Raw genomic sequence first — 22,785 nt, 5'->3', positions numbered from 1 at the left:
TTATGACTTACCGCTTAAAGCTTCCGGCTCCCCCGAGGAGCGGCCTTGGCCCGCTTGACCAGCGCACGGATCTGCTGCAAGTCGTGACGCAACAGCAAGTGGTCGGCCTCATCGAGTGCGTCCACATCCACCCAGCCGTCGGCGGCACGACCGGCGGCCAGGCTAGTGAGTTGTGCCTCGAGAATGATCGCCTGCAATCGACCCAGGGCGGCGATCAGCGCATGGGCATGTGCTGCTTCCAGCACGCCAAGACCGACCAGCTCGGCAAGGCGGGTACGGGTATCGACGCCACGCCCACCGTGCGCCATGGTGAGGAGACGTGTGGCACTGGTCAGCGGTAACAGCCCCTGTCGCTTGAGGTTGATGGTGCGCTCATGAGGGGCATCCTCGTCGTCGCCACTCACTCGACCTCGTCGGTCCAGCGCCACCGGCGTCTCATCGAGCAGTGTCGCCATTTCATCGAGAAACAGCCCGGCATGCGGCATCAGTCCGATGACCTCATCGCGCAACGCTTCGGCCAATGCGCCAGCACCATAGACAGGGGCAAAATCGAGCAGGATGTTCGACTGCTGAACGCGCTTGACCCGCCGCTCGGCCGTCCACAGCCGCAACTGGGCGCACCACTCGCCGAGACGCTTGCGCCACATCGGCCAGCGTGCCATCACGTGGCCATTGCATAACGGGATGCCGGCCTCGTCGAGGCGCGCGGTGAAACGCTCTCCGAGTGCCTGGAAGTATCCATCGATCTCGAGGTACCGGGCGTCCGGGTAGTCCTCGATGATCATGGCGTTGTCCTGGTCGGGCCCCAGCAGGCTTTCGTGACGCGCCCCGGAGCCCAGCACCAGCACGCAGAAGCCGACGGGCGGTTCTCCCCATCCCGTGCCCTGCATGTCATTGAGCGAGTCGGTGATCGCTTGACGATAGAGCCGATCGTTGTGATCGCTGATCAACTGACTGATACGCCAGGCAGGCAGGTCGAGGCGCAGCAGGGCCTCGACCAATGTCACCTGCCATGCCTTGGCTGCGCTCGGCTCGGGGGCAGGCCCCAACCGTTCGAGGGCATCCGCCAGGGGGGCAAGTAGCGGCGGCCAGTGGCTGGTGTCGGGTAACGAGTCACCGGCAAACAGTTCTCGCCAAGGCGAGGCACGGTGCAGCAGGCGCATGAAGGGGTCCTCGATGAGTCGCCCCTAGAGTGTAGCGCCCGGGACGTGGCACAAGAAAACGGCGCCCTCGAGGAGGCGCCGTTTTTCCGATGAGACGAGGGGTGAAGCGATCACTTATTGAAGATGTCATCGCCCAGGTCGTCGATGAAGCGTTGCGCCTTGCTGACCATCAGCTCGTCACAGGCCTCGCGACTGGAAACCACATCGGAGCGTTCGAAGCGGTGCTCGAGCATCTCTCCCCCGTCTACAGGCTTGCGAATCCAGCCACTGACGCGGAACTGGCCATCCCTGTCCTGGGGGTCGGAAATGATCAGATAGCCCTTGTACTCCACCGGCTCGACGTCGGGAGCCGACTTGCTGCCACCTCCCATCAGGCCGGATAACAGTTTCTTGAGCATGACAGCACTCCTGGACCGGTTCATCGCGGCTGCAGCCGGATTTCGCCAGCCATCAACTCTGGTTACGCCCCTTGCTGGCAGCAATCCGCAGACGCAACGCATTGAGCTTGATGAAGCCCTCGGCATCCTTCTGATCGTAGGCACCGGCATCGTCTTCGAAGGTGGCGATGGATTCGTCGAACAGCGACTGTTCGGACTTGCGACCGACCACGGTGGCACTGCCCTTGTAGAGTTTCATACGCACCACACCGGAGACATACTTCTGGGTTTCGTCGATAGCGGCCTGCAGCACCTTGCGCTCCGGGCTCCACCAGTAGCCGTTGTAGATCACCTCGGCATACTTGGGCATCAGCGAATCCTTGAGGTGGGCGGATTCGCGATCGAGGGTAATCGACTCAATGGCGCGGTGGGCACGCAGCATGATGGTGCCCCCCGGGGTCTCGTAGCAGCCGCGGGACTTCATGCCCACGTAGCGGTTCTCAACGATATCGAGGCGACCGATGCCGTTATCACCGCCCAGCTTGTTGAGCTTGGCCAGCACCTCATGGGGCTTGAGGGCTTCTCCATCGATGGCGACGATGTCACCGTGGTCGAACGTCAGTTCGACATAGGTCGGCTGGTCTGGAGCGGCTTCCGGCGACACGCTCCAGCGCCACATGTCTTCCTCGGCCTCGGCCCAAGGGTCCTCGAGGATGCCGCCCTCATAGGAAATGTGCAGCAGGTTGGCATCCATGGAGTACGGCGATTTCTTCTTGCTCTTGGAGAAGTCGACGGGAATCTCGTGCTGCTCACAGTAAGCCATCAGCTTCTCGCGCGAGGTGAGATTCCACTCGCGCCACGGGGCGATGACCTTGACACCGGGTTTCAGCGCGTAGGCGCCGAGCTCGAAGCGCACCTGGTCGTTGCCCTTGCCGGTGGCGCCATGGGAAATGGCATCGGCCCCGGTCTCGTTGGCGATCTCGATCAGACGCTTGGCGATCAGCGGGCGGGCGATGGAGGTGCCCAGCAGGTACTCGCCCTCGTAGATGGTGTTGGCGCGGAACATCGGATAGACGTAGTCGCGCACGAACTCCTCGCGCAGATCCTCGATGTAGATCTCCTTGACGCCCAGCGCCTGGGCCTTGCTGCGTGCCGGCTCGACTTCCTCACCCTGACCGATGTCGGCCGTGAAGGTCACCACCTCGCAATCGTAGGTTTCCTGCAACCACTTGACGATAACGGACGTGTCCAGGCCGCCGGAATAGGCGAGAACGACCTTCTTGACATCGGACATTCTGGGGCTCCTTCGCTTGCATGACGCAGTAAGAGTGCGGCAGCCGCCGCACATCGATAGGTGTTTCGACAGCCCATTAGTATAGCGCCGTTGCTGCCCGGCGAATACCGGCGGACCACGGCGTTCGGCTGGGAAAAATGTTAGACTCTCGCGCGTCAGCGCGGGCAACCGCTAGGGCAATCCAACACGATGACGAGGGAGAGGTGAATGAGCGAGGCCAGCGCCCGCGATCTTATGGCCCAGCGCTTTCGCAGTTATCTGCCAGTGGTAGTGGACTTGGAAACGGGAGGGTTCAATGCTCAGGCCGATGCGATTCTGGAGATCGCCGCGGTAACGTTAAGCATGGATCCGGAGGGCAATCTGCTGCCGGATGCCACCTATGCCTTTCATATTGAGCCTTTCGAGGGCGCCAATGTGGAACAATCGGCACTGGACTTCACCGGCATCAAGCTCAACGACCCGCTGCGCAAGAAGGTGGCCCTCAGCGAGTCGGAAGCACTGGGGGAAATTTTTCGCCCCGTGCGCAAGGCGATCAAGGCCAACAACTGTACGCGCGCGATCCTGGTCGGCCACAATGCCGCCTTCGATCATGGCTTCCTGAATGCGGCGGTGAATCGTTGCGGTGTCAAGCGCAACCCCTTTCACCCCTTCTCGAGCTTCGATACCGCCACCCTCTCCGGCCTGGTCTATGGCCAGACAGTGCTGGCCAGGGCCTGCCGCGCGGCGGGGATCGAATTCGACAACTCCTCGGCTCACTCGGCACGCTACGACACCGAACGCACCGCCGAGCTGTTCTGCGCTATCGTCAACCGCTTCAAGGACCTGGGCGGCTGGAACCTGGCCCAGCGTGAACAGGGGCTGGAAGAAGACTGATTCGAGTTGCCTTGCCCCCAACATCGCTGATGGGGCACCAACACGCGACGCTTAGCGCTTCTTCCAGCCTATCGGCATCTCCAGAGCCTCGCTCCCGGCTTCGGAACCACCCACGCCGGGCTTGTCGATAATCTGCACCGTGCTGGCCTGCGGCCCCGCTTCTCCCTCCTCGGGCTCGAAGCGCACGCGCGTACCGACCGTCAAGCGGTCGAAGTCGTCATGCAGGACAGCGTTACGGTGAAAATAGAATTCCTCACCATCCAACCCCTTGATAAAGCCATAACCGTCCTTGTCGAACAAACGGACCACCGTGGCGACGGGAACATCCTCTTCATCGCGTTGTTTCACCTTGCCACTGCGCTTGGCGGTCTGCTTCTTCAACTGCTTTTCCATTGCCTCGAAGGCGCTACGGATGATGGGGCGCAGTTGAACATGAGGGTCAGCGACCTGATCGGTCTTTTCCGCGACCAGCTCCCTCTTGGCGGGTAACGTGACTTCGACAAATGCCCGGTAAGGATTCCCCGTGCGGTGAGGGTTTTGCGTCTGCTCGATGAGTACGCGACAAGAGACGATGTCGGCGCCGAACTGTTCGAGCTTGTCGACACGCGACTTGATGTAATCGTCGATCCACTCGGAACGTGAAACATGGTGATAGGAAATCTCCAGCGGAACCTTCATTGGATACCTCCTGCTCATGCTTGATGGCGACCCATCCATTTCGGTCCTCTCACATGGCACCGTGGTAGCTCACCCAGCACATTTCAACGCCCCAACGGGATGGTTTCGTATCCACACGTATCTTTCTGGCAGTCAACGAAAAAGCCCGCGAGCCATTGACTCGCGGGCCTTGGTTGTCACCTTGGCGGGGAAGATCAGGCGTCGCCACCCTGTTCCGTATTGGCCTTGGCGGCAGCATCCTTGATCAGCGGTTCGAGTTCACCATTCTGGTACATCTCGACAACGATATCGCACCCGCCGACCAACTCGCCATTGACCCACAATTGCGGGAAGGTCGGCCAGTTGGCGACCTTGGGCAGCTCGGCGCGGATATCCGGGTTGTCGAGGACGTTGACGAAGGCGAAGCGCTCGCCACAGGCCATCAACGCCTGAACGGTCTGGGCCGAGAAGCCGCACTGCGGCAACTGTGGCGTACCCTTCATGTAGATCAGAATCGGGTTTTCGCGGATTTGCTGCTGGATATTCTCGATAGTCGTGCTCATGCTGGAATCCTATGGCTTGCGGCTTGACGTTATCCCCATTCTACTGATGCCGGAGCCCCGAAAACAGCCCCGTAAGCGAAAGCGCCGGCCAGCGAGGGATACATTGCGCAACCGGGGACGCCTGGCTAGGATGGAGGTTTTTGCGCGCGGAGTGACATCATGGCGACTCGCCATTTCCTGACCCTGCTGGACCTTTCCCCGGACGAGCTGACCTATCTGGTGCGCCGGGCCATCACCATCAAGAATGGCCTGAAGACTCACGGCCCGACCTATACGCCATTCTCCAACCGCACCCTGGCGATGATCTTCGAGAAGTCGTCGACGCGTACCCGTGTGTCCTTCGAGACCGCCATGGCGCAGTTCGGCGGCCATGCGCTGTTCCTGTCGCCCCGCGATACCCAGCTAGGCCGCGGGGAGCCCATCGGCGACACCGCACGGGTACTCTCGGAAATGGTCGATGCGGTCATGATCCGTACCTTCTCGCATGCCGGCCTCGAGGAATTCGCTGCCGCCAGCTCGGTGCCGGTGATCAACGCCCTCACCGACGACTATCACCCCTGCCAGCTGCTGGCCGATGTCATGACCTGGACCGAGTGCCGCGGCAGCGTGCGCGGCAAGACCGCGGTGTGGATCGGTGACGGCAATAACATGTGCCATTCCTGGATCAATGCCGCCCGTCAGTTCGACTTCCGGCTACGCATCTGTTGTCCCGAGGGCTACGACCCCGATCCTGCCATCGTCGCCACCGCCGGCGATCGCGTCAGCATCCTGCGTGATCCGCAGCAGGCGGTGGTCGATGCCGACCTGGTCACTACCGACGTGTGGGCCTCCATGGGTCAGGAAGAGGAACAGGCCAAGCGCGAAGCCGACTTCGCCGACTACCGGGTCACCGAGGCTTTGCTCGACAAGGCGGCCAAGGATGTGGTGTTCCTGCACTGCCTGCCCGCTCACCGCGGTGAAGAAATCAGCGAAACCTTGCTCGACGACCCGCGTGCCGTGGTCTGGCAGGAAGCCGGCAATCGCCTGCATGCCCAGAAGGCATTGCTGGAATTTCTGCTGTTGGGACGCGTCGACGGCTAAGCCCTTCACAACCCCAAGGGGCCGCCACCCACGGCGGCCCCTGCTCCCGAGGCGATGCCGATTCGTGACTGAGGCAGACACGAAAAAGCCGCCTGAGCGTGTGCTCCAGGCGGCTGATTCCTATAATTCTGTTGGTGGAGCCTAGCGGGATCGAACCGCTGACCTCGACACTGCCAGTGTCGCGCTCTCCCAGCTGAGCTAAGGCCCCACGTACATGCCCTTCCATAGCGAGCGGCATGTTAATATTTGCCTTGAGACATCCACCGCCCCGAAGACGAGGCGTATGTTACGCAACACTTTTTGCCGGGTCAAGTACTTGCATTGTGCTGCCGGCATTGGAAAATGCCGGCGTGGCGTGGTGCTGGATTAGTGACACTAATCAACGCTAAGCTAATCAAATTAGAACTCCTATAACGTTGTGATAGTCTTTTTCGGGAGCCACCTTGATCAAGGTCCTTGTCGCAGATGACCACCACCTGGTGCGTACCAGCATTGCGCGCATGCTGGATGCCGAAGACGGCATCACGGTGGTCGGGGAAGCCGCCGACGGTGAGGAAGCCATTACCCTGGCTCGTCAGCATCGACCGGACATCGTACTGATGGATATCCGTATGCCCGGCATCGGTGGCCTGGAAGCCACCCGCAAGATCGCCACGGGCATGGCTGATATCAAGGTCGTGGTACTCACGGCCTACCTCGAGGAAACCTTCGCCGAGCGGTTGCTCGAGGCCGGTGCCAGCGGCTTCATCAGCAAGGGCACTGAACTTACTGACATGGTGTTCGCCATTCGGGCCATCTTTTCCGGACGGCGCTACATCAGTCCTGAAATCGCCCAGCGACTGGTACTGGCCAAGATGGACGCCCAGGAAAACCCCTTCAACATTCTCTCGCACCGCGAGCTGCAGGTGGCGATGATGATCGTCAACTGCCAGACGGTCAGCGACATCTCCGACCGTCTGTTCCTGAGCCCGAAGACCGTCAATACCTATCGCTACCGCATCTTCGAGAAACTCGGCGTGCATTCCGACGTCGAATTGACTCATCTGGGATTACGATATGGACTGGTCGACGGCTACCATAGCGAAGTCTGATCACCCATGAGTTTCGACGCCAAACGATTTCTCAAGACCGTCAGCGCTGCCCCCGGCGTCTATCGCATGCTCGACGAGCAGGGCGAGACGCTCTACATCGGCAAGGCCAAGCGCCTCAAGGCTCGCCTGGCCAGCTATTTTCGCGGTGCCCTCAACGCCAAGACCCAGGCGCTGGTGGGACGCATCGCCGCTATCGAAGTCACGGTGACCCGCAGCGAGACCGAAGCCTTGCTGATGGAACAGACGCTGATCAAGGAACTGCGTCCGCCCTACAACATTCTGTTGCGCGACGACAAATCCTATCCCTTCGTGTTCGTCAGCGACCGCCATCCCTACCCGGCCCTGGAGTACAAGCGTGCACGCAGCCGGCGCGGCGATGGTCGCTACCTGGGTCCCTATCCCAGCAGTAGCGCCGTGCGCGAGAGCCTGTCGCTGATGCAGAAGATCTTTCGCATCCGCAATTGCGAGGACAGCGTATTCGCCAATCGCACCCGGCCCTGTTTGCAGTATCAGATTCAGCGCTGCAGCGCTCCCTGCGTCGGCTATATCAGCGAGGAAGACTATCGTCGTGACCTGGAGCACGCGGTGATGTGCCTGGAAGGCAAGAGCGAAGAGGTCACCGCCCAGCTCACTCAGCAAATGGAAACGGCCAGCCAGGCCCTCGAGTTCGAGGAAGCGGCTCGCCTGCGCGACCAGATCCAGCAACTGCGCCGCCTGCAGGAACGGCAGTTCGTCGATACCGAAGGTGGCGATGCCGACCTGTTTGCCCTGGCCGAGCGCCCTGGTGCGTTGTGCATCTCGGTAGTGACGGTACGCCAGGGCCGCATGCTGGGGGCCCGCCACCACAGCCCGGAAAACGGCCTCGACCTGGGCCCGGAAGAATTGCTGGGCGAGTTCGTCAGCCAGTTCTATCTCGGCCAGGGACGCGAGTTGCCGCAGGAGGTGCTTACCTCCCACCCACTACCTGATGCCGCGCTGCTGGAGGATGCTCTGTCCGAGCATGCCGGCAAGCGCATCCGGGTGGCGCATCAGGTGCGCGGCTATCGCGCCCAATGGCTGCAGTTGGCGCGCACCAACGCCGAGCAGTACCTGGCGACCCAGCTCGATAATCAGACGCAGCTATCGCGTCGCTTCGAGGCGCTGCGTGACGCCCTGGCTCTCGACATCACTCCCGAACGCCTGGAGTGTTTCGATATCAGTCACAGCCATGGCGAGGCCACGGTGGCCTCTTGTGTCGTCTTCGACCAGCAAGGCCCGATCAAGTCCGACTACCGCCGCTTCAATATCGAAGGAGTGGCCGCCGGCGACGATTACGCCGCCATGCGCCAAGCGCTGACGCGGCGCTTCAAACGCCTGGCGAGTGGAGAAGGCAAGCGTCCCGACATCCTGCTGGTGGATGGCGGCAAGGGCCAACTCAACATGGCGCGCGAGGTCTTCAACGAACTTGGCGTCAGCGATGTCAATCTGCTCGGTGTCGCCAAGGGCACGACCCGCAAGCCCGGCCTGGAAACCCTGTTCGTCGAGACCGTCGACCGCACCCTCAACCTCGACAACAGCTCGCCGGCATTGCATCTGGTCCAGCATATCCGTGACGAGGCCCACCGGTTCGCGATCGCGGGCCACCGGGCACGACGCGATAAGCAGCGTCGGACCTCGACGCTGCAGGATATCCCCGGCGTTGGTCCCAAGCGGCGCCGGGAGCTGTTGCGTTTCTTTGGCGGCCTGCAAGGGGTGCGCCAGGCGACCCGCGAGGAGCTCGCCCGCGTGCCCGGTATCAGTGCCAGCCTCGCGACGACGATTCACCAAGCGTTGCATGGATGATCGCTCGCAAGGCAGATAGAATAACCTCCTTCGCTCACCGGCAAGGACATGCGGCGCACTCATGAACATCCCCAATCTTTTGACTCTGGCGCGTATCGCGTTCATTCCGCTGCTGGTGATCGTCTTCTACCTGCCCTTTTCCTGGAGCATGCTGCTGGCGGCGCTGCTGTTCGCCCTGGCAGCGATCACCGACTGGTTCGACGGCTATCTGGCGCGGCGCTGGGATCAGAGCACGCCGTTTGGCGCCTTCCTCGACCCGGTGGCCGACAAACTGATGGTCGCCGTGGCCCTCGCCCTGTTGATCGAGGTGTATGAGGCAATCTGGCTGACCCTGCCGGCCCTGGTGATCATCGGCCGCGAGATCGTGATTTCGGCCCTGCGCGAGTGGATGGCCGAGATGGGCAAGCGCAGCAGTATCGCCGTGTCGTGGATCGGCAAGATCAAGACGACACTGCAGATGGTGTCGATCTTTCTGTTGCTGGGATTCCCACCGGGCACCCTGGTCGCCAATCTCGGTGTGGCAACGCTATTCGTCGCTGCCGTGCTGACCTTGTGGTCGATGTTTCAATACCTCCGGGCTGCCTGGCCGCACCTGAGTCGTTCGATGTAACCCCGGCGCAGCCAATAACCAATTGACAGATACGTACTTATCCGTATAATGCGCTCTCGAGTCGAGCGGGAATAGCTCAGTGGTAGAGCATCGCCTTGCCAAGGCGAGGGTCGCGAGTTCGAATCTCGTTTCCCGCTCCAATCTCCCACTTCGGTGGGGGGAGCAGATCCTCGTGAGGGTCGCGAGCCGGTGCGCCGGTCCGATCGAATCACGTTGTCCCGCTCCATATAATTGGTCACGACTCATTGAGGCTGGATGGCAGAGTGGTTATGCAGCGGACTGCAACTCCGTGTACGCCGGTTCGATTCCGACTCCAGCCTCCACTGTTTTTTTCCCGCTTCTTGCCCGCTCGGCCCCCCGCCCGGATGGCGAAATTGGTAGACGCAAGAGACTTAAAATCTCTCGGTGGCAACACCGTGCCGGTTCGATTCCGGCTCCGGGCACCAGTTCAACCATGAGTATCAATCCGACCAGCAGCTTTCCCGGCCCCTACGAGGGCATCGTGCAATGAACCTGCCGCGCCTTCGCGACCCCTATTTCAATTACCGGCACCGGCAAAAGCTGCACGTCCTGCGCATCACGCTGGCCCTGGCGATCACCTTCAGCATCACCAACCTGTTTGCCATCCCCCATAGTGGCTGGGCACTGGTGAGCACCATCATGGTGATGGGCAACCTGCCACATATCGGCGGGGTACTCGACAAGGCCAGCCAGCGCCTGCTCGGTACGTTTCTGGGAGCCAGCTGGGGGATCCTGTTGATCCTGTTGCCCGTACCCCTGCCCGGCTTCATGCCGCTGGCCACTCTGGCCGGCATCGCCGTTGCCACTTACGCGACCTTCGCCAATCGCTATGGCTACAGCGGCCTGATGTTCGGCATCAGCCTGCTACTGGTGGTAGGCGATGGCCATCAGGACCTGGGTGTCGCCTTGTGGCGCTCTTTCGACGTAATCCTCGGCACCCTGGTGGGAATCACCGTGACCATACTGGTCCTACCCCAAAAGGCCACCGACATGTTGCGCTTCCTGCTCGCCGAGAATCTCGACACTCTGGCCCGGCTTTACCATGCTCACACCACCTCGACATCCGGCCTGGACATCGATACACAAGAGCTTCTCAAGACCGCCAGCACCCTGTTGGTCAAGCAACGCGGCCTGGTCGATGCCATTCACAGCGAACGCCGCCTGCGTCGCGATGAACTCGATGACATCATTTCCCTGCAGCGACGCATGTTGTCGACCGTCGAGCTGCTGCTGGAGACTCACTGGACGACCCGTGCCGGCCATGACCGCATCGAGGCCATGGAGGGCCTGCGCGATGCGCAGCATCGATTGGCGCGCACGCTTGGCACCCTGGCCTTCCAGGTCCGCACCGGCCAGACCATCGAGGTCCAGGTAACCGCTTTCGACTTGCAGCGCTACGCCGATATCGCCCACAACGCCAAAGGCGAGAATGGGCGCGCCCTGTTCAGCCCTAGTGGCTATCTGTGGCTCAACCGTGAGCTGGCACGCCTGAGTGTGGCCCTGGTCGAGCGGCTCGGCGGCCTGCGACGCCTACCCAGCAAACGCTTGCGTCGGCGCGCCGCTCGCCACACCCTGATCAACGAGACCCGAGACCGCGTCAATGGCGACAAGGAAGGATCCGTGAAATGACACGCAGCGAACACGATGTGCTGATTATCGGTGGTGGTGTCGCCGGCCTGACACTGGCGTTGGAGCTGGCCGAAACCCGCCGCGTCACTCTATTGCGCCCGGCCAGCGATGACCATGGTGCAAGCCGCTGGGCGCAAGGTGGCATCGCTGCTGTGCTCTCGCCCCAGGACGATATCCAGGCCCATGTGGCGGATACCCTGGACGCCGGCGATGGCCTCTGCGACGAGGCGACGGTACGCTTTGCCGTGACCCAGGGGCCTGCCGCCATCGACTGGTTGATCGGCCTCGGCGTGCCATTCACGCCCGACGCCAACCCTCAGGCCCCCTATCCCTTTCACTTGACGCGTGAAGGCGGGCACGGGGCGCGACGCGTGATCCATGCCGCCGATGCCACCGGGCGAGCGCTGATCGATACCCTGCTCTCCCATGTCAGGGCGCATCCAGCGATCCTCCTGCATCAGGACGTCAATGCCATCGAGCTGATCGCCGATAGCGTGGGCCACTGTCGCGGTGCCTACTGCCTGACTGCGGACAACCAACTGACCGCCCTGCTGGCCACCGATACCGTGCTGGCCACCGGCGGCGCCAGCGGCCTGTTTCGGCACACGACCAGCCCGATTCCTGCCTGTGGCGAAGGCATGATCATGGCCGCGGAGTTGGGTGCCGAGCTGATGAACCTGGAATTCCAGCAGTTTCATCCCACCTGTCTCTACGACCCCACGGGCAGCCCATTCCTGATCAGCGAGGCCCTGCGTGGCGAAGGCGGGGTTCTCAGAAACCTCGATGGCCAGCGATTCATGCCGGCGATCGACCCACGGGCGGAACTGGCACCTCGCGACATCGTGGCTCGCGCCATCGATGCCGAGATGCAGCGCGACCACAGCCCTCATGTGTTGCTCGATATGACCCACCTGCCGGCTCGGACGGTTCGCGAACTGTTTCCCACGATCCATGCCCATTGCCTGGAGCGGGGATGGGATATCACTTGCGGGCCTATCCCGGTTGTCCCCGCCGCGCACTATAGCTGTGGCGGCGTGGCCACCGATCATCATGGCGCCAGTCAGGTGCCTCATCTGTATGCTATCGGCGAAGTCGCCTGCACGGGTCTGCATGGCGCCAACCGCATGGCCAGCAACTCGTTGCTGGAATGCCTGGTCTTCGCCCGCGCCACTGCCCAGGCATTACGCCACCCCGAGCCCCGCTCATCGGCACCGTTGCAAGCGGTCTCATTCGGCGGCGAAGGAAGGGTCGACTCGGCCATGATCGCCGAGCTGATGGGACGCGTACGCGAGGTGATGAGCCGTAACGCCGGCATCGTGCGCCATGATGCCGGCCTGGAGGAAGCTGCCAGCGCCCTGCAGGTACTGCGCCGGCAATGCCAGACGTTGTGGCACCGGCATCTGCCCAGTGTCGAACTCTGCAGCCTGTGGCGTGCTGTCTGCCTGGCCGAACTCACCGTCAAGGCCGCTCGCCGCCGACGCGAATCCCGAGGCTTGCACTTCAACCGCGATTGTCTCGGCCATGCCCCCGGACCGGCACAAGCATCCCACTCCTATCTGAATCGTTCCTGTAGCGTGGATGCCTCCTGACGTCGGGACGAGCCACCGAGCAAGACACGGCGCAAGTCGCGCAATGCTTCCGCTGGCGCACTGTCGGGCCATAGCCAGTGGCGATGGCCGGCAAGCCTCAAGGCGATCAGCCAGGGCCCCAGATAGCACACCTCAAGAGTCGTCTCCCGCCAGTGCTCGTCTTCCGGGCGTCGCCACTGCCAGCGCCTCTCGCGCTCGCCATATGGCACTCCGCGAAGTTGCCAATGCCGCCGCATACGCCAGGACCGCCACAACAGGGCGGTCATCGCAATGGCCGCCGTGCCCAGTAGCCACGGCGGCGCAAATATCAGCAGCGACAGACAGATCAGCAACGCCATGCCCAGATGCACCAGCCCGGCCAATCTAGAGGGTGCGATACTGATCGTTACCGGTGTTCTCGGCATATTCGACGATCATCTTGACGATCCGGCGGCGGGCCGGCTCCTGCGGCCATTCGCGACGCATCAACCACATGAACAAGTCCTGGTCTTCCTCGTCTATCAGCGTGCGGAAGGCTGTCTGATCGGCGGGCTCGAGGTCATCGTAGCAGTGCTCGAGAAACGGAATCAGCAACAGATCGAGCTCCCACATGCCGCGCCGGGAGTGCCAATAGAGCCGCTTGCGGGTAATCTCATCGGCTGAGGTGTCTTCGCTCAACATGGGCCTCGGGAAAATCACGGTGGGTGTTGGCGCAGTATACCCGAGCTGCCAACCCACGGCATCCAGGGTAAAGAAATCCCAACCGTCATCGGCATCCGTTGACAATAGTTCTAGTGCGTTGTTTTATCACGGTTTGCACAGTATGCTGAGAGGAAACAACAATGCCAGGAATGCCATCACCCTATCTGGCATCACCGCATGGAGAAAGCCGATGACCAAATCCGAGTTGATCGAGCAGATTGCGATGCGACAGCCAGAGCTGTCGATCAAGGAAGTCGAGGCCGCCGTTCGAATCATTCTCGACGACATCACCGATGCCTTGGCCGATGGCGGGCGAGTGGAGATTCGCGGTTTCGGCAGCTTCTCTCTGCATTACCGGGAACCGCGAACCGGGCGCAACCCGAAGACCGGCGAACCGGTCGAACTCGACGGCAAGTTCGTGCCACACTTCAAGCCGGGCAAGGAACTGCGCGAGCAGGTGAACGCCAGCCGCGCCCTGGGCTATTGAATCTCAGGTGTCTTGAAACCAGGCCTCACCAGTGTCACCAGGCCTTATTGTATCGACAAAGGAAACCATCATGCGTTGGCTCAAAGGGGTCATCCTGGCCATTATTCTGCTGGCGGTGCTGCTGCTCGGCATCCTGTTCGCCGTCAACAATCAGCAGGCCGTGCCACTCAACCTGATCTGGGTCGAGCTGCCCCCGGCATCTCTTTCCGTCTGGCTGCTCGCCTCGCTGGCCTGTGGCGTATTGCTGGGAATGCTGGCCATGAGCGGTGTCTACCTGCGACTGCGCACCTTGCTGACCCGCGCGCAACGCCACAACCAGCAGCAGCGCAAGGAACTCGATCGCCTGCGGATCCAGGAGCTCAAGGAAGTCCCTTAAATGCCCGATCTTCTGCTGCTGGCCCTGTTGTTGGCAGCGGTCGCCATCGGCTGGTGGCTGGGCCGCCGCGAAAGAGGGCATCGCCTTCTCTCTTCGCCGCAGCCCTCCCTGTCGCGTGACTACTTCGTGGGCCTCAATTATCTGCTCAACGAGCAGCCTGACCGTGCCATCGAAACCTTCGTGGCCGCTCTTGAAGTCAACAGCGATACCATCGAGACACATATCGCATTGGGCAATCTGTTCCGTTCGCGGGGCGAAGCCGACCGAGCGGTGAAAATTCACCAGAACCTGTTGGCCCGCCCTTCCTTGACCCCGTCCCAAAGCAACCTGGTCCAGCTCGAGCTATCACGCGACTTTCTTCACCTTGGCTTGCTCGATCGCGCGGAGCGGCTACTGCAGAACCTGGTCCGTGATACCCATGATGACGGCATCCGCCAGTCGGCGAAGCGCCTGCTGGTGGATCTACTCGAACAGGAACAGGAATGGCAGGCAGCCCTGGATGTCGCCCAGCCAGCGCTGGTCAATCAGTATCAGGATATCCGCCGTGCTGCGGCGCATTGGCTGTGCGAACTCGCTGAACGAGACATGCGGTCGGCGAGCCCCGCTCTGGCACGCAAGCGACTGCGCCAGGCGCTGTCCGTCGATGCCCAGTGCGTACGCGCCAACTGGTTACTGGCGAAGATGGAGCACGACACCGGCCACTACAAGGCCGAGATCCGGCTGCTCAAGCGCATTCCTCAACAGGACCGCGACTTCACCCCGATCATTCTCGAGCCTCTCCGTGACGCCTATCGAATGCTCGCCGATGAGGACGGCCTCGAGAGGTCACTGCACGAATTGATCCAACCGACACCGTTCACCAGTGCGGTGATCATGCTCGCCGAAACCCTGCAACGCCGTGAAGGCAATGCCGCGGCTACCGCCTTCATCAGCGAGCAGCTCGCTATCGAACCGAGTTTGCGCGGGGTCGACTATCTCATGGACCTGTACCGCCACGATGCCGACCTCAAGGAGCGCGAACGCATCGAGCTTCTCAAGCGTCACACCCATACCTTGCTGGAAGCCAGTCCACGACATCGATGCCAACGCTGCGGCTTCGCCGGAGCCCGCCTGCACTGGCGGTGCCCCAGGTGTCGCAGTTGGGGCACGACCAAACCGATCACTGGCATCGAAGGGGAATAACTACCACGGCACCTGCTTACAGCGCAGCCAGTTCCTGCTCGATGGCATTCAGGGCCCTCATCGGGTCCTCTGCCTGCGTCACCGGCCGTCCGATCACCAGATACGTGCTGCCTGCGGCCATCGCCTGGCCGGGCGTGCGAATGCGGCGCTGGTCCCTGGCCTCAGCGAACGCGGGACGAATTCCCGGTGTGACCTTGAGGAAGTCGTCTCCACACAACTGGGTCAGACGTGCCGACTCCTGCGCCGAACACACCACGCCATGCATACCGCACTGCTGCGCGAGAAGCGCCAGACGCTCGACCTGAGCCGCCGTTGACGTCCCTAGCCCCACCTCGGCCAAGTCCTCGTTCGCCATGCTGGTCAACACTGTCACGGCGATCAGGCGGGTGTCGTAACCATGTCGCTCAAGACGCTCACGCGCCGCTTCCATCATCCGGCGGCCGCCACTGGCATGGACATTGACCATCCATACTCCCTGCTCCGCGGCCGCTTGCACGGCCCCGGCCACGGTCTGCGGAATGTCGTGGAACTTGAGATCGAGAAAGACCTCGAAACCGCGCCCATGCAAGGCTTCCAGCACATCGGGGCCGCTGCGGGTGAACAGTTCCTTGCCGACCTTCACCCGACAGCGTGCCGGGTCGAGACGGTCGGCCATGCATAAGGCGGCATCCAGAGAAGGATAGTCGAGAGCAATGATCAACGGTGAGGCGGTCGACATAGTCGCATGCATTCCTGACGGTGAAATAGGTAGCACCCAGTATATCAGCCTGGAGCCGGCTCCGGACTTACACTGAGCGAGCCGATGTCCTCGCCTGAATGTCGGTGATCTCGCACACGAATGTTCCGAGATCTCTCAACAACTAACAACGAATTTAACGTTAGGTTGGAGGTGGGGCCAAGAGAGGCGCCAACCACAATGGAAAAACGATAACTGGAGGGACCCATGAAGACACTTCTCAAGACGCTGGCTCTGAGCCTGCTACTAGGCACCGCCTCGATGGCAGTGGCACAGGACGTCGCCCCCATCAATATCAACACTGCCAATGCCGAACTACTGGCCGAACTGCCCGGCATCGGCAGCACCAAGGCACAGGCGATCGTTGAGGATCGCGATAACAACGGGCCTTTCGCCGATGCCGACGACCTGACCCGGGTCAATGGTATTGGCGAAGGCACCGTAGCAAACCTGAGTGACCAGGTGGAATTCTGATCGGACATTCCCCCATTTACTGCCAAGCCGGGCAGCCCACGAGGGTGCTCGGCTTTCACCCGCGAGGGGCCGACGCTTCTCTCAGATACGCAACCCGCCGTCACACTCGATCACCCGACCGGTGAAATAGTCGTTATCGAGGATGAAGGCCACACTCTCGGCGATATCGTTCGGCTTTCCCAGCGTCCCCAGGGGAATGCCCCGCGTGATCTTCTCGAGTACTTCGGGACGCATGGCAGACGTCATCTCGGTTTCGATAAAGCCCGGCGCCACCGCCCCCACACGCACGCCGTGACGCGCCAGTTCCTTGGCCCAGGTAACGGTCAAGGCCGCAACACCGGCCTTGGCGGCAGCATAGTTGCTCTGCCCCATGTTCCCGGCCCGCGAGATACTGGAGATGTTGACGATTACCCCACCCCGCCCCGCTTCCACCATTTGACTGGCGGCTTCCCGACCGCACAGGAACACGCCGGTCAGGTTGACATCGATGACCTGCTGCCACTGCGACAACGACATGGTCTTCTCGACCGTACCTTCCTGGGCTTTGACCAGCAGGCCATCGCGGGTAATCCCAGCATTGTTGATCAAGCCATTGAGAGGGCCCAGTTCTCGGGCAATGTCGGCGAAGACCTGCGTGACCGAGGACTCATCGGCAACATCGGTAACGAAGGCCATCGCCTCGATTCCTTCACTCCTCAGGGAATCGACGGTGGCCTCCAGTATTTCCTGCTCCCGATCCAGCAACGCTAGACGCGCCCCCTTCTGCCCCAGCAGACGCGCCATGGATAACCCCAGCCCGCGCGCCCCCCCGGTAATGGCGATTACCGCCTTGTCCATCTGCATATTGACTCCTCGGGTATCGTTCCATAGTCAGAGGCATTGTTGCACCGCAACATGACAAATATAGCACGACGCGTGCCCTCTCCCAACACGACCTAGGCAGCACAGGTTGAAATTGTGCCACTCACCACCATCTATCCATGAGTTCTAGTCAGCGGAGTCATCATGCCCTTCCTGTTGCTGTTCACGCTCTTTGCCCTGCTCGACTTCACCGTCCTGTTCATGGTCGGCAGCCAGATCGGCTTGTTGACCACGCTGCTACTAGTCCTGGCCACCGGCTTCATCGGTTTGCATCTGGTTCGCCGCGAGGGTGTAGCTACCCTGCAACGCGCCCAGCAACGCTTCGCACAGGGCGAACTGCCTTCCGGGGAGTTGCTGACCGGGGCCGCCTTGATCTTCGGTGGTGCACTGCTGATGGCTCCGGGCTTCTTGTCCGACGCCCTGGGCTTCATGTGCCTGATCCCCAATGCCCGCCGCCTGCTGGGCAAGTTGCTGATAAGCGCCAACGTCCGCATCCAGGGCTTTCGCTACCGCCATGGTCAGCGCACGCAGGACCCGCGCAACGACCAGCAAGATCCTCGTGATCCTACTTCTCGGGCCCGTCAGGATACACGCCGGGAAGACGACAATGGCCAACCACTCGAAGGGGACTTCATCTCCAAGGACGAGCCTCGCCAGCGATGACGCCAGGTGCAATTTTTTTTATCGGTAGGCCTTGAAAGGACTTGAGCAGCCCCCACTGATGGGGCTAGTGACACACTTCGGCCAACAGGCGCGAGTCTGTGGCCATCGACAAGGAAGGCATCCGCCTTCGATCCGGAGGACACACTTCCGGATCTGGTATGGACCCGTCATGGCAACCAGTCATGACACAGCAAACCATTAGGAGAACGTGAGCAATGAACATCCGTCCCTTGCACGATCGCGTCGTCGTCCGTCGCGTTGAGGAAGAGCAGAAAACATCAGGCGGCATCGTGCTCCCGGGCAATGCCCAGGAAAAGCCGACACGCGGCGAGGTGCTTGCCGTCGGTAACGGCCGGATTCTTGAAAACGGCGAAGTGCGTCCCCTGGACGTCAAGGTTGGCGATACCGTGATCTTCAAGGAAGGCTTCGGCGTCGAAAAGCAGAAGATCGACGGCGAAGAAGTCCTGATCATGAACGAATCCGACATTCTCGCCGTGGTGGAAGGCTGAGCCCGCCTACTTCTGCATTGACTGCTCAAGTTTCACGAACTAACCGAAGGAAGATCGAAAAATGGCAGCAAAACAGGTCAAGTTCTCCGACGACGCCCGCAAGCGCATGGCCCGTGGCGTCGACCTCCTCGCCAACGCCGTGAAAGCCACCCTGGGCCCGAAAGGCCGCAACGTGGTGTTGGAAAAGTCCTTTGGCGCGCCGACCGTGACCAAGGACGGCGTTTCCGTGGCCAAGGAAATCGAACTCAAGGACAAGTTCGAGAACATGGGCGCGCAGATGGTCAAGGAAGTCGCCTCGAAGACCTCCGACGTCGCTGGCGACGGCACCACTACCGCCACCGTTCTGGCCCAGGCCATCATCACCGAGGGCATGAAAGGCGTCACCGCCGGCATGAACCCGATGGACCTCAAGCGCGGCATCGACAAGGCCGTGATCGCCGCCGTCGAGCAGATCCGCGAACTGTCGGTGCCTTGCACCGAGCAAAAGTCCATCGCCCAGGTCGGCACCATCTCCGCCAACGGTGACGAGCGTATCGGCGAGATCATTGCCGATGCCATGCAGAAAGTTGGCAAGGAAGGCGTCATCACCGTCGATGAAGGCCGTGGCCTCGAAGACGAGCTGGAAGTCGTCGAAGGCATGCAGTTCGACCGCGGCTACCTCTCTCCCTACTTCGTGACCAACCAGGACACCATGGCGGTGGAACTGGAAGATCCGTACCTGCTGCTGGTCGACAAGAAGGTTTCCAACATCCGCGAGCTGCTGCCGGTGCTGGAAGCCGTCGCCAAGGCAGGCAAGCCGCTGGCGATCATCGCCGAAGACATCGAAGGCGAAGCGCTGGCCACTCTGGTGGTCAACACCATGCGTGGCATCGTCAAGGTCGCGGCCGCCAAGGCGCCGGGCTTCGGTGACCGTCGCAAGGCCATGCTGCAGGATATCGCCATCCTGACCAACGGTACCGTGATTTCCGAGGAAGTCGGCCTGACTCTCGAGCAGGCGACCCTGGACCACCTGGGTAGCGCCAAGCGCATCACCATGTCCAAGGAAAACACCACCATCATCGATGGTGCCGGTGCCGAGGGCGACATCGAAGCACGCGTCAACCAGATCCGTGCCCAGATCGAGGAAACCTCTTCCGACTACGACCGCGAGAAGCTCCAGGAGCGCGTCGCCAAGCTGGCCGGCGGTGTTGCCGTGATCCGCGTCGGTGCCGCGACCGAAGTGGAGATGAAGGAGAAGAAGGCTCGCGTCGAAGACGCCCTGCACTCCACTCGCGCCGCTGTCGAGGAAGGCGTCGTGCCCGGTGGTGGTACCGCCCTGGTGCGCGTGCTGGCCAAGATCGCCGATCTCAAGGGTGACAACGAAGACCAGACCCACGGCATCGCCATCGCCGTGCGTGCCTTGGAAGCTCCGTTCCGCCAGATCGTGACCAATGCCGGTGAGGAAGCCTCCGTGATCATCAATCGCGTCAAGGATGGCGAAGGTAACTTCGGCTACAATGCCCAGACCGGTGAGTACGGTGACCTGTTCGAGATGGGTGTCATCGACCCGGCCAAGGTGACTCGCAGCGCGCTGCAGTCCGCTGGCTCCGTGGCTGGCCTGATGATCACCACCGAGTGCATGATCGCCGAAGATCCGGAAGAGAAAGAATCCGGCGGCGCCCCCGACATGGGCGGCATGGGTGGCATGGGCGGCATGATGTAAGCCACGCCCCGCTAGCCATCAGGTGATGCCTGAAACGAAACCTCGCCGGTGAAAGCCGGCGGGGTTTTTTTTCGTTCGGCTGCGTGCTCCGGGTCACGAGCCTCGAGCTCGTAGCTCGTAGCTCGTAGCTCGTAGCTCGTAGCTCGTAGCTCGTAGCTCGTAGCTCGTAGCTCACGTACACTACCTTCCCCTCGCCTTCTGCCCAATTGCGCAAGAATTCCGATGCTCTCGAATATCCGTATCGTTCTCGTCCAGACCTTCCACCCCGGCAATATCGGCCAAGCCGCGCGTGCCATGAAGACCATGGGCCTGACGGACCTGGTGCTGGTCAACCCCCGTTGCTTTCCCGACGACGAAGCGACACGCCTTGCCGCCGGCGCCGAGGACCTGGTCCAGCGCGCCCGGGTCGTCGACTCGCTCGCCGCGGCGGTGAACGATTGCGTGCAGGTGGTGGGCGCCAGTGCCCGACTGCGCAGCCTTTCCCTGCCCTTCCATGACGAGCCCGACGCCATGGCGCGCGAGTTGGTGGCCAACGCCGAGACGGACCCGGTCGCGTTGGTCTTCGGCCGCGAGCGCTTCGGCCTGACCAACGACGAGCTTCGTCATTGCAGCCAGCAGGTCAGCATCCCCGCCAACCCCGAGTATGGTGTCCTCAACCTGTCGCAGGCGGTGCAGGTTCTCGCCTACGAAGTCTTCCGTGCCTGGCGCCACCGCCCCGAGAGTGGGTTTGTCCCTCAACGCCCCCCACACGACAGACCCCCGACCCGCGAGCAACTCGACCACTTCCATGCACACCTGCAACGGGTCATGCAGGCAAGCGGCTTTCTCACCCAGCCCCATGCCCGCACCGAAGAGCAACTGCAGGCCTTGTTCGCCCGCGCCCAGCCCAGTCGCAAGGAGCTGTCGCTGCTGCGGGGCCTGCTCAGCGCCCTGGAGCCGAAGGATACGAGAGATGACTGAATCTCGCTCTAGTAACATGGGCCGGCCTGAAGTCGCTTCTCCGGAAAGGTGCCCAGGTTCTGGTAGGAGCGACTTCAGTCGCGATGTTCTTGCACAGCCAATGCCTCGTCTACAGCGTCATCGCCGCCAGCCAGCCAGCCGAACACGATCAATGGAATGTTGTCGTGGAGGAAAAAGGTCATCGCGTTTTCATCCAGGTGTCACCCAACTGTCATCCCTGCCCCCTATAAAGGGCCATAGCCGGACAGCAAGAGAAGCTGGCTGGCCCGTTAGAGACAAGGGACACTGTCGTTAATCGCGCTACGGAAGCGACGGCACAAGGAGTGCCTCAGGGAGTGGCCAGGAAGGCCAAGGCATCGGGAAGGATGCCCAGGGAGGCTTGAGGATACCGCCACGAGGCCAAGTCTCGTGGCGCTTTCTTTTCAAGGCGCTGGGGTCAGCCAGTCGCGATAGGCACCGAGATCGTCGCCCAGCTCTCCGCTCGTCACCCGGCGATACAGTCGCTGCAGCCGGGCGGTCAATGAGTCTTTCGCGATCTCGCGGCTGGGTGCTCCGATGCGACGTCCGTCGAGTTCGCGCAACGGCAGAATCTCGGCGGCGGTACCGGTAAGGAAGGCCTCGTCGGCGGTATACAATTCATCGCGGGTGATGCGGCGTTCCTGCACCTCGATCCCCAATGCATCGCGAGCCAGACGGATCACACTGTCGCGGGTGATGCCCTGCAGGCAGGAGGTGATCTCGGGGGTGTGCATCACTCCGTCACGCACCAGGAAGACATTAGCTGCCGAGGCTTCGGCGACATACCCCTCCGGATCGAGCATCAATGCCTCGTCGAAACCGGCCTTGATCGCGGTATTCAAAGCCAACATCGAATTGACATAGTGACCGTTGGTCTTGGCGCGGCACAGGCTGATGTTGACGTGGTGGCGCGCCCAGGAAGAGGTCAGTGCTCGCAGGCCAATCGATGCGGCCTCGGAGGAGATATAGCCCCCCAGGTCCCAGGCGGCGATCATCACGTTGGTGGTCAGGCCCTGGGCACGCAGTCCCATCCCTTCGGCACCGAAATAGACCGTCGGCTTCAGGTAGGCATTGGTCAGGCCATTGCGGGACAGGCATTCGCGCTGGGCATCGATCAACTGCTCCGCCGTCCAAGCGAGCGGCATATCCAGGGCATGGGCGCTATCACGCAGCCGTCGTGTATGTTCGGCGACGCGGAACAGGTGTGCGCCACACGGGCCATCGTAGGCCCGCACGCCCTCGAAACACCCCATACCATAGTGCAGGGTGTGAGTCAGCAGATGGGTCTTGGCCTCACGCCAGGGTAGCCAGTCACCGTTGTGCCAGATCCAGCCATCGCGTTCGCAGATCGGTGTCATCCAGAGAGGG

25 protein-coding genes and 4 tRNA genes are annotated in these 22,785 nt (G+C 61.7%); 18 read left to right on the top strand and 11 right to left on the bottom strand.

Annotated features, from left to right (window positions below):
- Positions 1-14: 14 nt before the first annotated feature.
- The 3 genes from ACFOEV_RS03075 to ACFOEV_RS03065 all read right to left on the bottom strand — a co-directional run bounded on the left by ACFOEV_RS03075 (position 15) and on the right by ACFOEV_RS03065 (position 2,834).
- On the bottom strand, positions 15-1,163 hold the full coding sequence (locus ACFOEV_RS03075; RefSeq protein WP_386771483.1) for a DUF294 nucleotidyltransferase-like domain-containing protein: 1,149 nt from the start codon (positions 1,161-1,163) through the stop codon (positions 15-17).
- Positions 1,164-1,273: 110 nt separating this feature from the next.
- Positions 1,274-1,561, bottom strand: a complete 288-nt coding sequence (locus ACFOEV_RS03070) for an HlyU family transcriptional regulator (protein WP_386771481.1) — start codon at positions 1,559-1,561, stop codon at positions 1,274-1,276.
- A 52-nt stretch (positions 1,562-1,613) separates the two neighbouring features.
- Positions 1,614-2,834, bottom strand: coding sequence for an argininosuccinate synthase (locus ACFOEV_RS03065; RefSeq protein ID WP_386771479.1), 1,221 nt, complete (start codon positions 2,832-2,834; stop codon positions 1,614-1,616).
- A 207-nt stretch (positions 2,835-3,041) separates the two neighbouring features.
- Here ACFOEV_RS03065 and rnt point away from each other — a divergent pair, with 207 nt between their 5' ends.
- Positions 3,042-3,707, top strand: coding sequence for a ribonuclease T (gene rnt, locus ACFOEV_RS03060; protein ID WP_386771477.1), 666 nt, complete (start codon positions 3,042-3,044; stop codon positions 3,705-3,707).
- Positions 3,708-3,758: 51 nt separating this feature from the next.
- Here rnt and ACFOEV_RS03055 read toward each other — a convergent pair whose 3' ends face one another.
- Both ACFOEV_RS03055 and ACFOEV_RS03050 read right to left on the bottom strand, forming a co-directional pair.
- Entirely contained in the window at positions 3,759-4,385 is a 627-nt protein-coding gene (locus ACFOEV_RS03055) for an HPF/RaiA family ribosome-associated protein (protein ID WP_386771475.1), read from the bottom strand.
- A gap of 194 nt (positions 4,386-4,579) precedes the next feature.
- A complete protein-coding gene (locus tag ACFOEV_RS03050) occupies positions 4,580-4,927 on the bottom strand; it encodes a Grx4 family monothiol glutaredoxin (RefSeq protein WP_386771473.1) in 348 nt (115 codons plus the stop codon).
- A 159-nt stretch (positions 4,928-5,086) separates the two neighbouring features.
- Here ACFOEV_RS03050 and argF point away from each other — a divergent pair, with 159 nt between their 5' ends.
- Positions 5,087-6,007: an ornithine carbamoyltransferase gene (gene argF / locus ACFOEV_RS03045; protein ID WP_386771471.1), complete on the top strand. Its 921-nt coding sequence runs from the start codon at positions 5,087-5,089 to the stop codon at positions 6,005-6,007.
- A 132-nt stretch (positions 6,008-6,139) separates the two neighbouring features.
- Here argF and ACFOEV_RS03040 read toward each other — a convergent pair.
- Positions 6,140-6,215: transfer RNA gene (locus ACFOEV_RS03040), tRNA-Ala, on the bottom strand.
- Between the two features lie 235 nt (positions 6,216-6,450).
- Between ACFOEV_RS03040 and uvrY the strand changes: the two genes are divergently transcribed.
- The 8 genes from uvrY to nadB all read left to right on the top strand — a co-directional run bounded on the left by uvrY (position 6,451) and on the right by nadB (position 12,768).
- On the top strand, positions 6,451-7,098 hold the full coding sequence (gene uvrY, locus ACFOEV_RS03035) for a UvrY/SirA/GacA family response regulator transcription factor (RefSeq protein ID WP_386771469.1): 648 nt from the start codon (positions 6,451-6,453) through the stop codon (positions 7,096-7,098).
- A gap of 6 nt (positions 7,099-7,104) precedes the next feature.
- Complete coding sequence (gene uvrC / locus ACFOEV_RS03030) at positions 7,105-8,919, top strand: excinuclease ABC subunit UvrC (RefSeq protein ID WP_386771467.1); 1,815 nt, start codon at positions 7,105-7,107, stop codon at positions 8,917-8,919.
- Positions 8,920-8,980: 61 nt separating this feature from the next.
- On the top strand, positions 8,981-9,529 hold the full coding sequence (gene pgsA, locus ACFOEV_RS03025; protein WP_386771466.1) for a CDP-diacylglycerol--glycerol-3-phosphate 3-phosphatidyltransferase: 549 nt from the start codon (positions 8,981-8,983) through the stop codon (positions 9,527-9,529).
- A 65-nt stretch (positions 9,530-9,594) separates the two neighbouring features.
- A tRNA-Gly gene (locus tag ACFOEV_RS03020) sits at positions 9,595-9,669 on the top strand.
- Positions 9,670-9,778: 109 nt separating this feature from the next.
- Positions 9,779-9,852 (top strand) — tRNA-Cys (locus ACFOEV_RS03015).
- 36 nt (positions 9,853-9,888) lie between these two features.
- A tRNA-Leu gene (locus ACFOEV_RS03010) sits at positions 9,889-9,975 on the top strand.
- Between the two features lie 61 nt (positions 9,976-10,036).
- The gene (locus tag ACFOEV_RS03005; RefSeq protein WP_386771464.1) at positions 10,037-11,179 is read left to right on the top strand and encodes an FUSC family protein; all 1,143 of its coding nucleotides are present in this window, start codon (positions 10,037-10,039) and stop codon (positions 11,177-11,179) included.
- Positions 11,176-12,768, top strand: a complete 1,593-nt coding sequence (nadB, locus tag ACFOEV_RS03000) for an L-aspartate oxidase (protein ID WP_386771462.1) — start codon at positions 11,176-11,178, stop codon at positions 12,766-12,768. Before ACFOEV_RS03005 ends, nadB begins: the two co-directional genes overlap by 4 nt.
- On the opposite strand, the gene ACFOEV_RS02995 is transcribed toward nadB, so the two are convergent.
- Positions 12,732-13,172 carry a protein YgfX gene (locus ACFOEV_RS02995; protein WP_386771460.1) on the bottom strand — a complete coding sequence of 147 codons (441 nt, stop codon included), beginning with the start codon at positions 13,170-13,172 and terminating at the stop codon, positions 12,732-12,734. The genes nadB and ACFOEV_RS02995 overlap by 37 nt on opposite strands.
- On the bottom strand, positions 13,132-13,425 hold the full coding sequence (locus tag ACFOEV_RS02990; RefSeq protein ID WP_386771537.1) for an FAD assembly factor SdhE: 294 nt from the start codon (positions 13,423-13,425) through the stop codon (positions 13,132-13,134). Before ACFOEV_RS02990 ends, ACFOEV_RS02995 begins: the two co-directional genes overlap by 41 nt.
- Positions 13,426-13,639: 214 nt before the next feature.
- Between ACFOEV_RS02990 and ACFOEV_RS02985 the strand changes: the two genes are divergently transcribed.
- From ACFOEV_RS02985 to lapB, 3 genes are all read left to right on the top strand, one after another.
- Positions 13,640-13,936 carry an integration host factor subunit beta gene (locus ACFOEV_RS02985; protein WP_386771458.1) on the top strand — a complete coding sequence of 99 codons (297 nt, stop codon included), beginning with the start codon at positions 13,640-13,642 and terminating at the stop codon, positions 13,934-13,936.
- 70 nt (positions 13,937-14,006) lie between these two features.
- Positions 14,007-14,312 (top strand): LapA family protein, encoded by a 306-nt coding sequence (locus ACFOEV_RS02980; RefSeq protein WP_386771456.1) that lies wholly within the window; start codon positions 14,007-14,009, stop codon positions 14,310-14,312.
- Positions 14,313-15,494 carry a lipopolysaccharide assembly protein LapB gene (gene lapB / locus ACFOEV_RS02975; RefSeq protein WP_386771454.1) on the top strand — a complete coding sequence of 394 codons (1,182 nt, stop codon included), beginning with the start codon at positions 14,313-14,315 and terminating at the stop codon, positions 15,492-15,494.
- Positions 15,495-15,510: 16 nt separating this feature from the next.
- Here lapB and pyrF read toward each other — a convergent pair whose 3' ends face one another.
- Positions 15,511-16,212: an orotidine-5'-phosphate decarboxylase gene (gene pyrF / locus ACFOEV_RS02970; protein ID WP_386771452.1), complete on the bottom strand. Its 702-nt coding sequence runs from the start codon at positions 16,210-16,212 to the stop codon at positions 15,511-15,513.
- A 225-nt stretch (positions 16,213-16,437) separates the two neighbouring features.
- Between pyrF and ACFOEV_RS02965 the strand changes: the two genes are divergently transcribed.
- Positions 16,438-16,704, top strand: a complete 267-nt coding sequence (locus tag ACFOEV_RS02965) for a ComEA family DNA-binding protein (protein ID WP_386771450.1) — start codon at positions 16,438-16,440, stop codon at positions 16,702-16,704.
- Between the two features lie 81 nt (positions 16,705-16,785).
- Here ACFOEV_RS02965 and ACFOEV_RS02960 read toward each other — a convergent pair whose 3' ends face one another.
- Positions 16,786-17,547 carry an SDR family oxidoreductase gene (locus ACFOEV_RS02960; RefSeq protein WP_386771448.1) on the bottom strand — a complete coding sequence of 254 codons (762 nt, stop codon included), beginning with the start codon at positions 17,545-17,547 and terminating at the stop codon, positions 16,786-16,788.
- 162 nt (positions 17,548-17,709) lie between these two features.
- Between ACFOEV_RS02960 and ACFOEV_RS02955 the strand changes: the two genes are divergently transcribed.
- The 4 genes from ACFOEV_RS02955 to ACFOEV_RS02940 all read left to right on the top strand — a co-directional run bounded on the left by ACFOEV_RS02955 (position 17,710) and on the right by ACFOEV_RS02940 (position 21,399).
- A complete protein-coding gene (locus ACFOEV_RS02955) occupies positions 17,710-18,228 on the top strand; it encodes an FxsA family protein (protein ID WP_386771446.1) in 519 nt (172 codons plus the stop codon).
- A 215-nt stretch (positions 18,229-18,443) separates the two neighbouring features.
- Entirely contained in the window at positions 18,444-18,737 is a 294-nt protein-coding gene (locus tag ACFOEV_RS02950; RefSeq protein WP_386771444.1) for a co-chaperone GroES, read from the top strand.
- 61 nt (positions 18,738-18,798) lie between these two features.
- Complete coding sequence (gene groL, locus ACFOEV_RS02945) at positions 18,799-20,439, top strand: chaperonin GroEL (protein WP_386771442.1); 1,641 nt, start codon at positions 18,799-18,801, stop codon at positions 20,437-20,439.
- 222 nt (positions 20,440-20,661) lie between these two features.
- Positions 20,662-21,399 carry an RNA methyltransferase gene (locus ACFOEV_RS02940; protein WP_386771440.1) on the top strand — a complete coding sequence of 246 codons (738 nt, stop codon included), beginning with the start codon at positions 20,662-20,664 and terminating at the stop codon, positions 21,397-21,399.
- 422 nt (positions 21,400-21,821) lie between these two features.
- On the opposite strand, the gene ACFOEV_RS02935 is transcribed toward ACFOEV_RS02940, so the two are convergent.
- A complete protein-coding gene (locus tag ACFOEV_RS02935) occupies positions 21,822-22,775 on the bottom strand; it encodes a branched-chain amino acid transaminase (RefSeq protein WP_386771438.1) in 954 nt (317 codons plus the stop codon).
- Positions 22,776-22,785 lie beyond the last annotated feature (10 nt).

Origin of the sequence: Litchfieldella rifensis (assembly GCF_042646605.1) — a bacterium.
Lineage (GTDB): Bacteria > Pseudomonadota > Gammaproteobacteria > Pseudomonadales > Halomonadaceae > Litchfieldella > Litchfieldella rifensis.
Note: the sequence above shows the minus strand (reverse complement) of the source record. Positions and strands in the feature narration are given on the sequence as shown.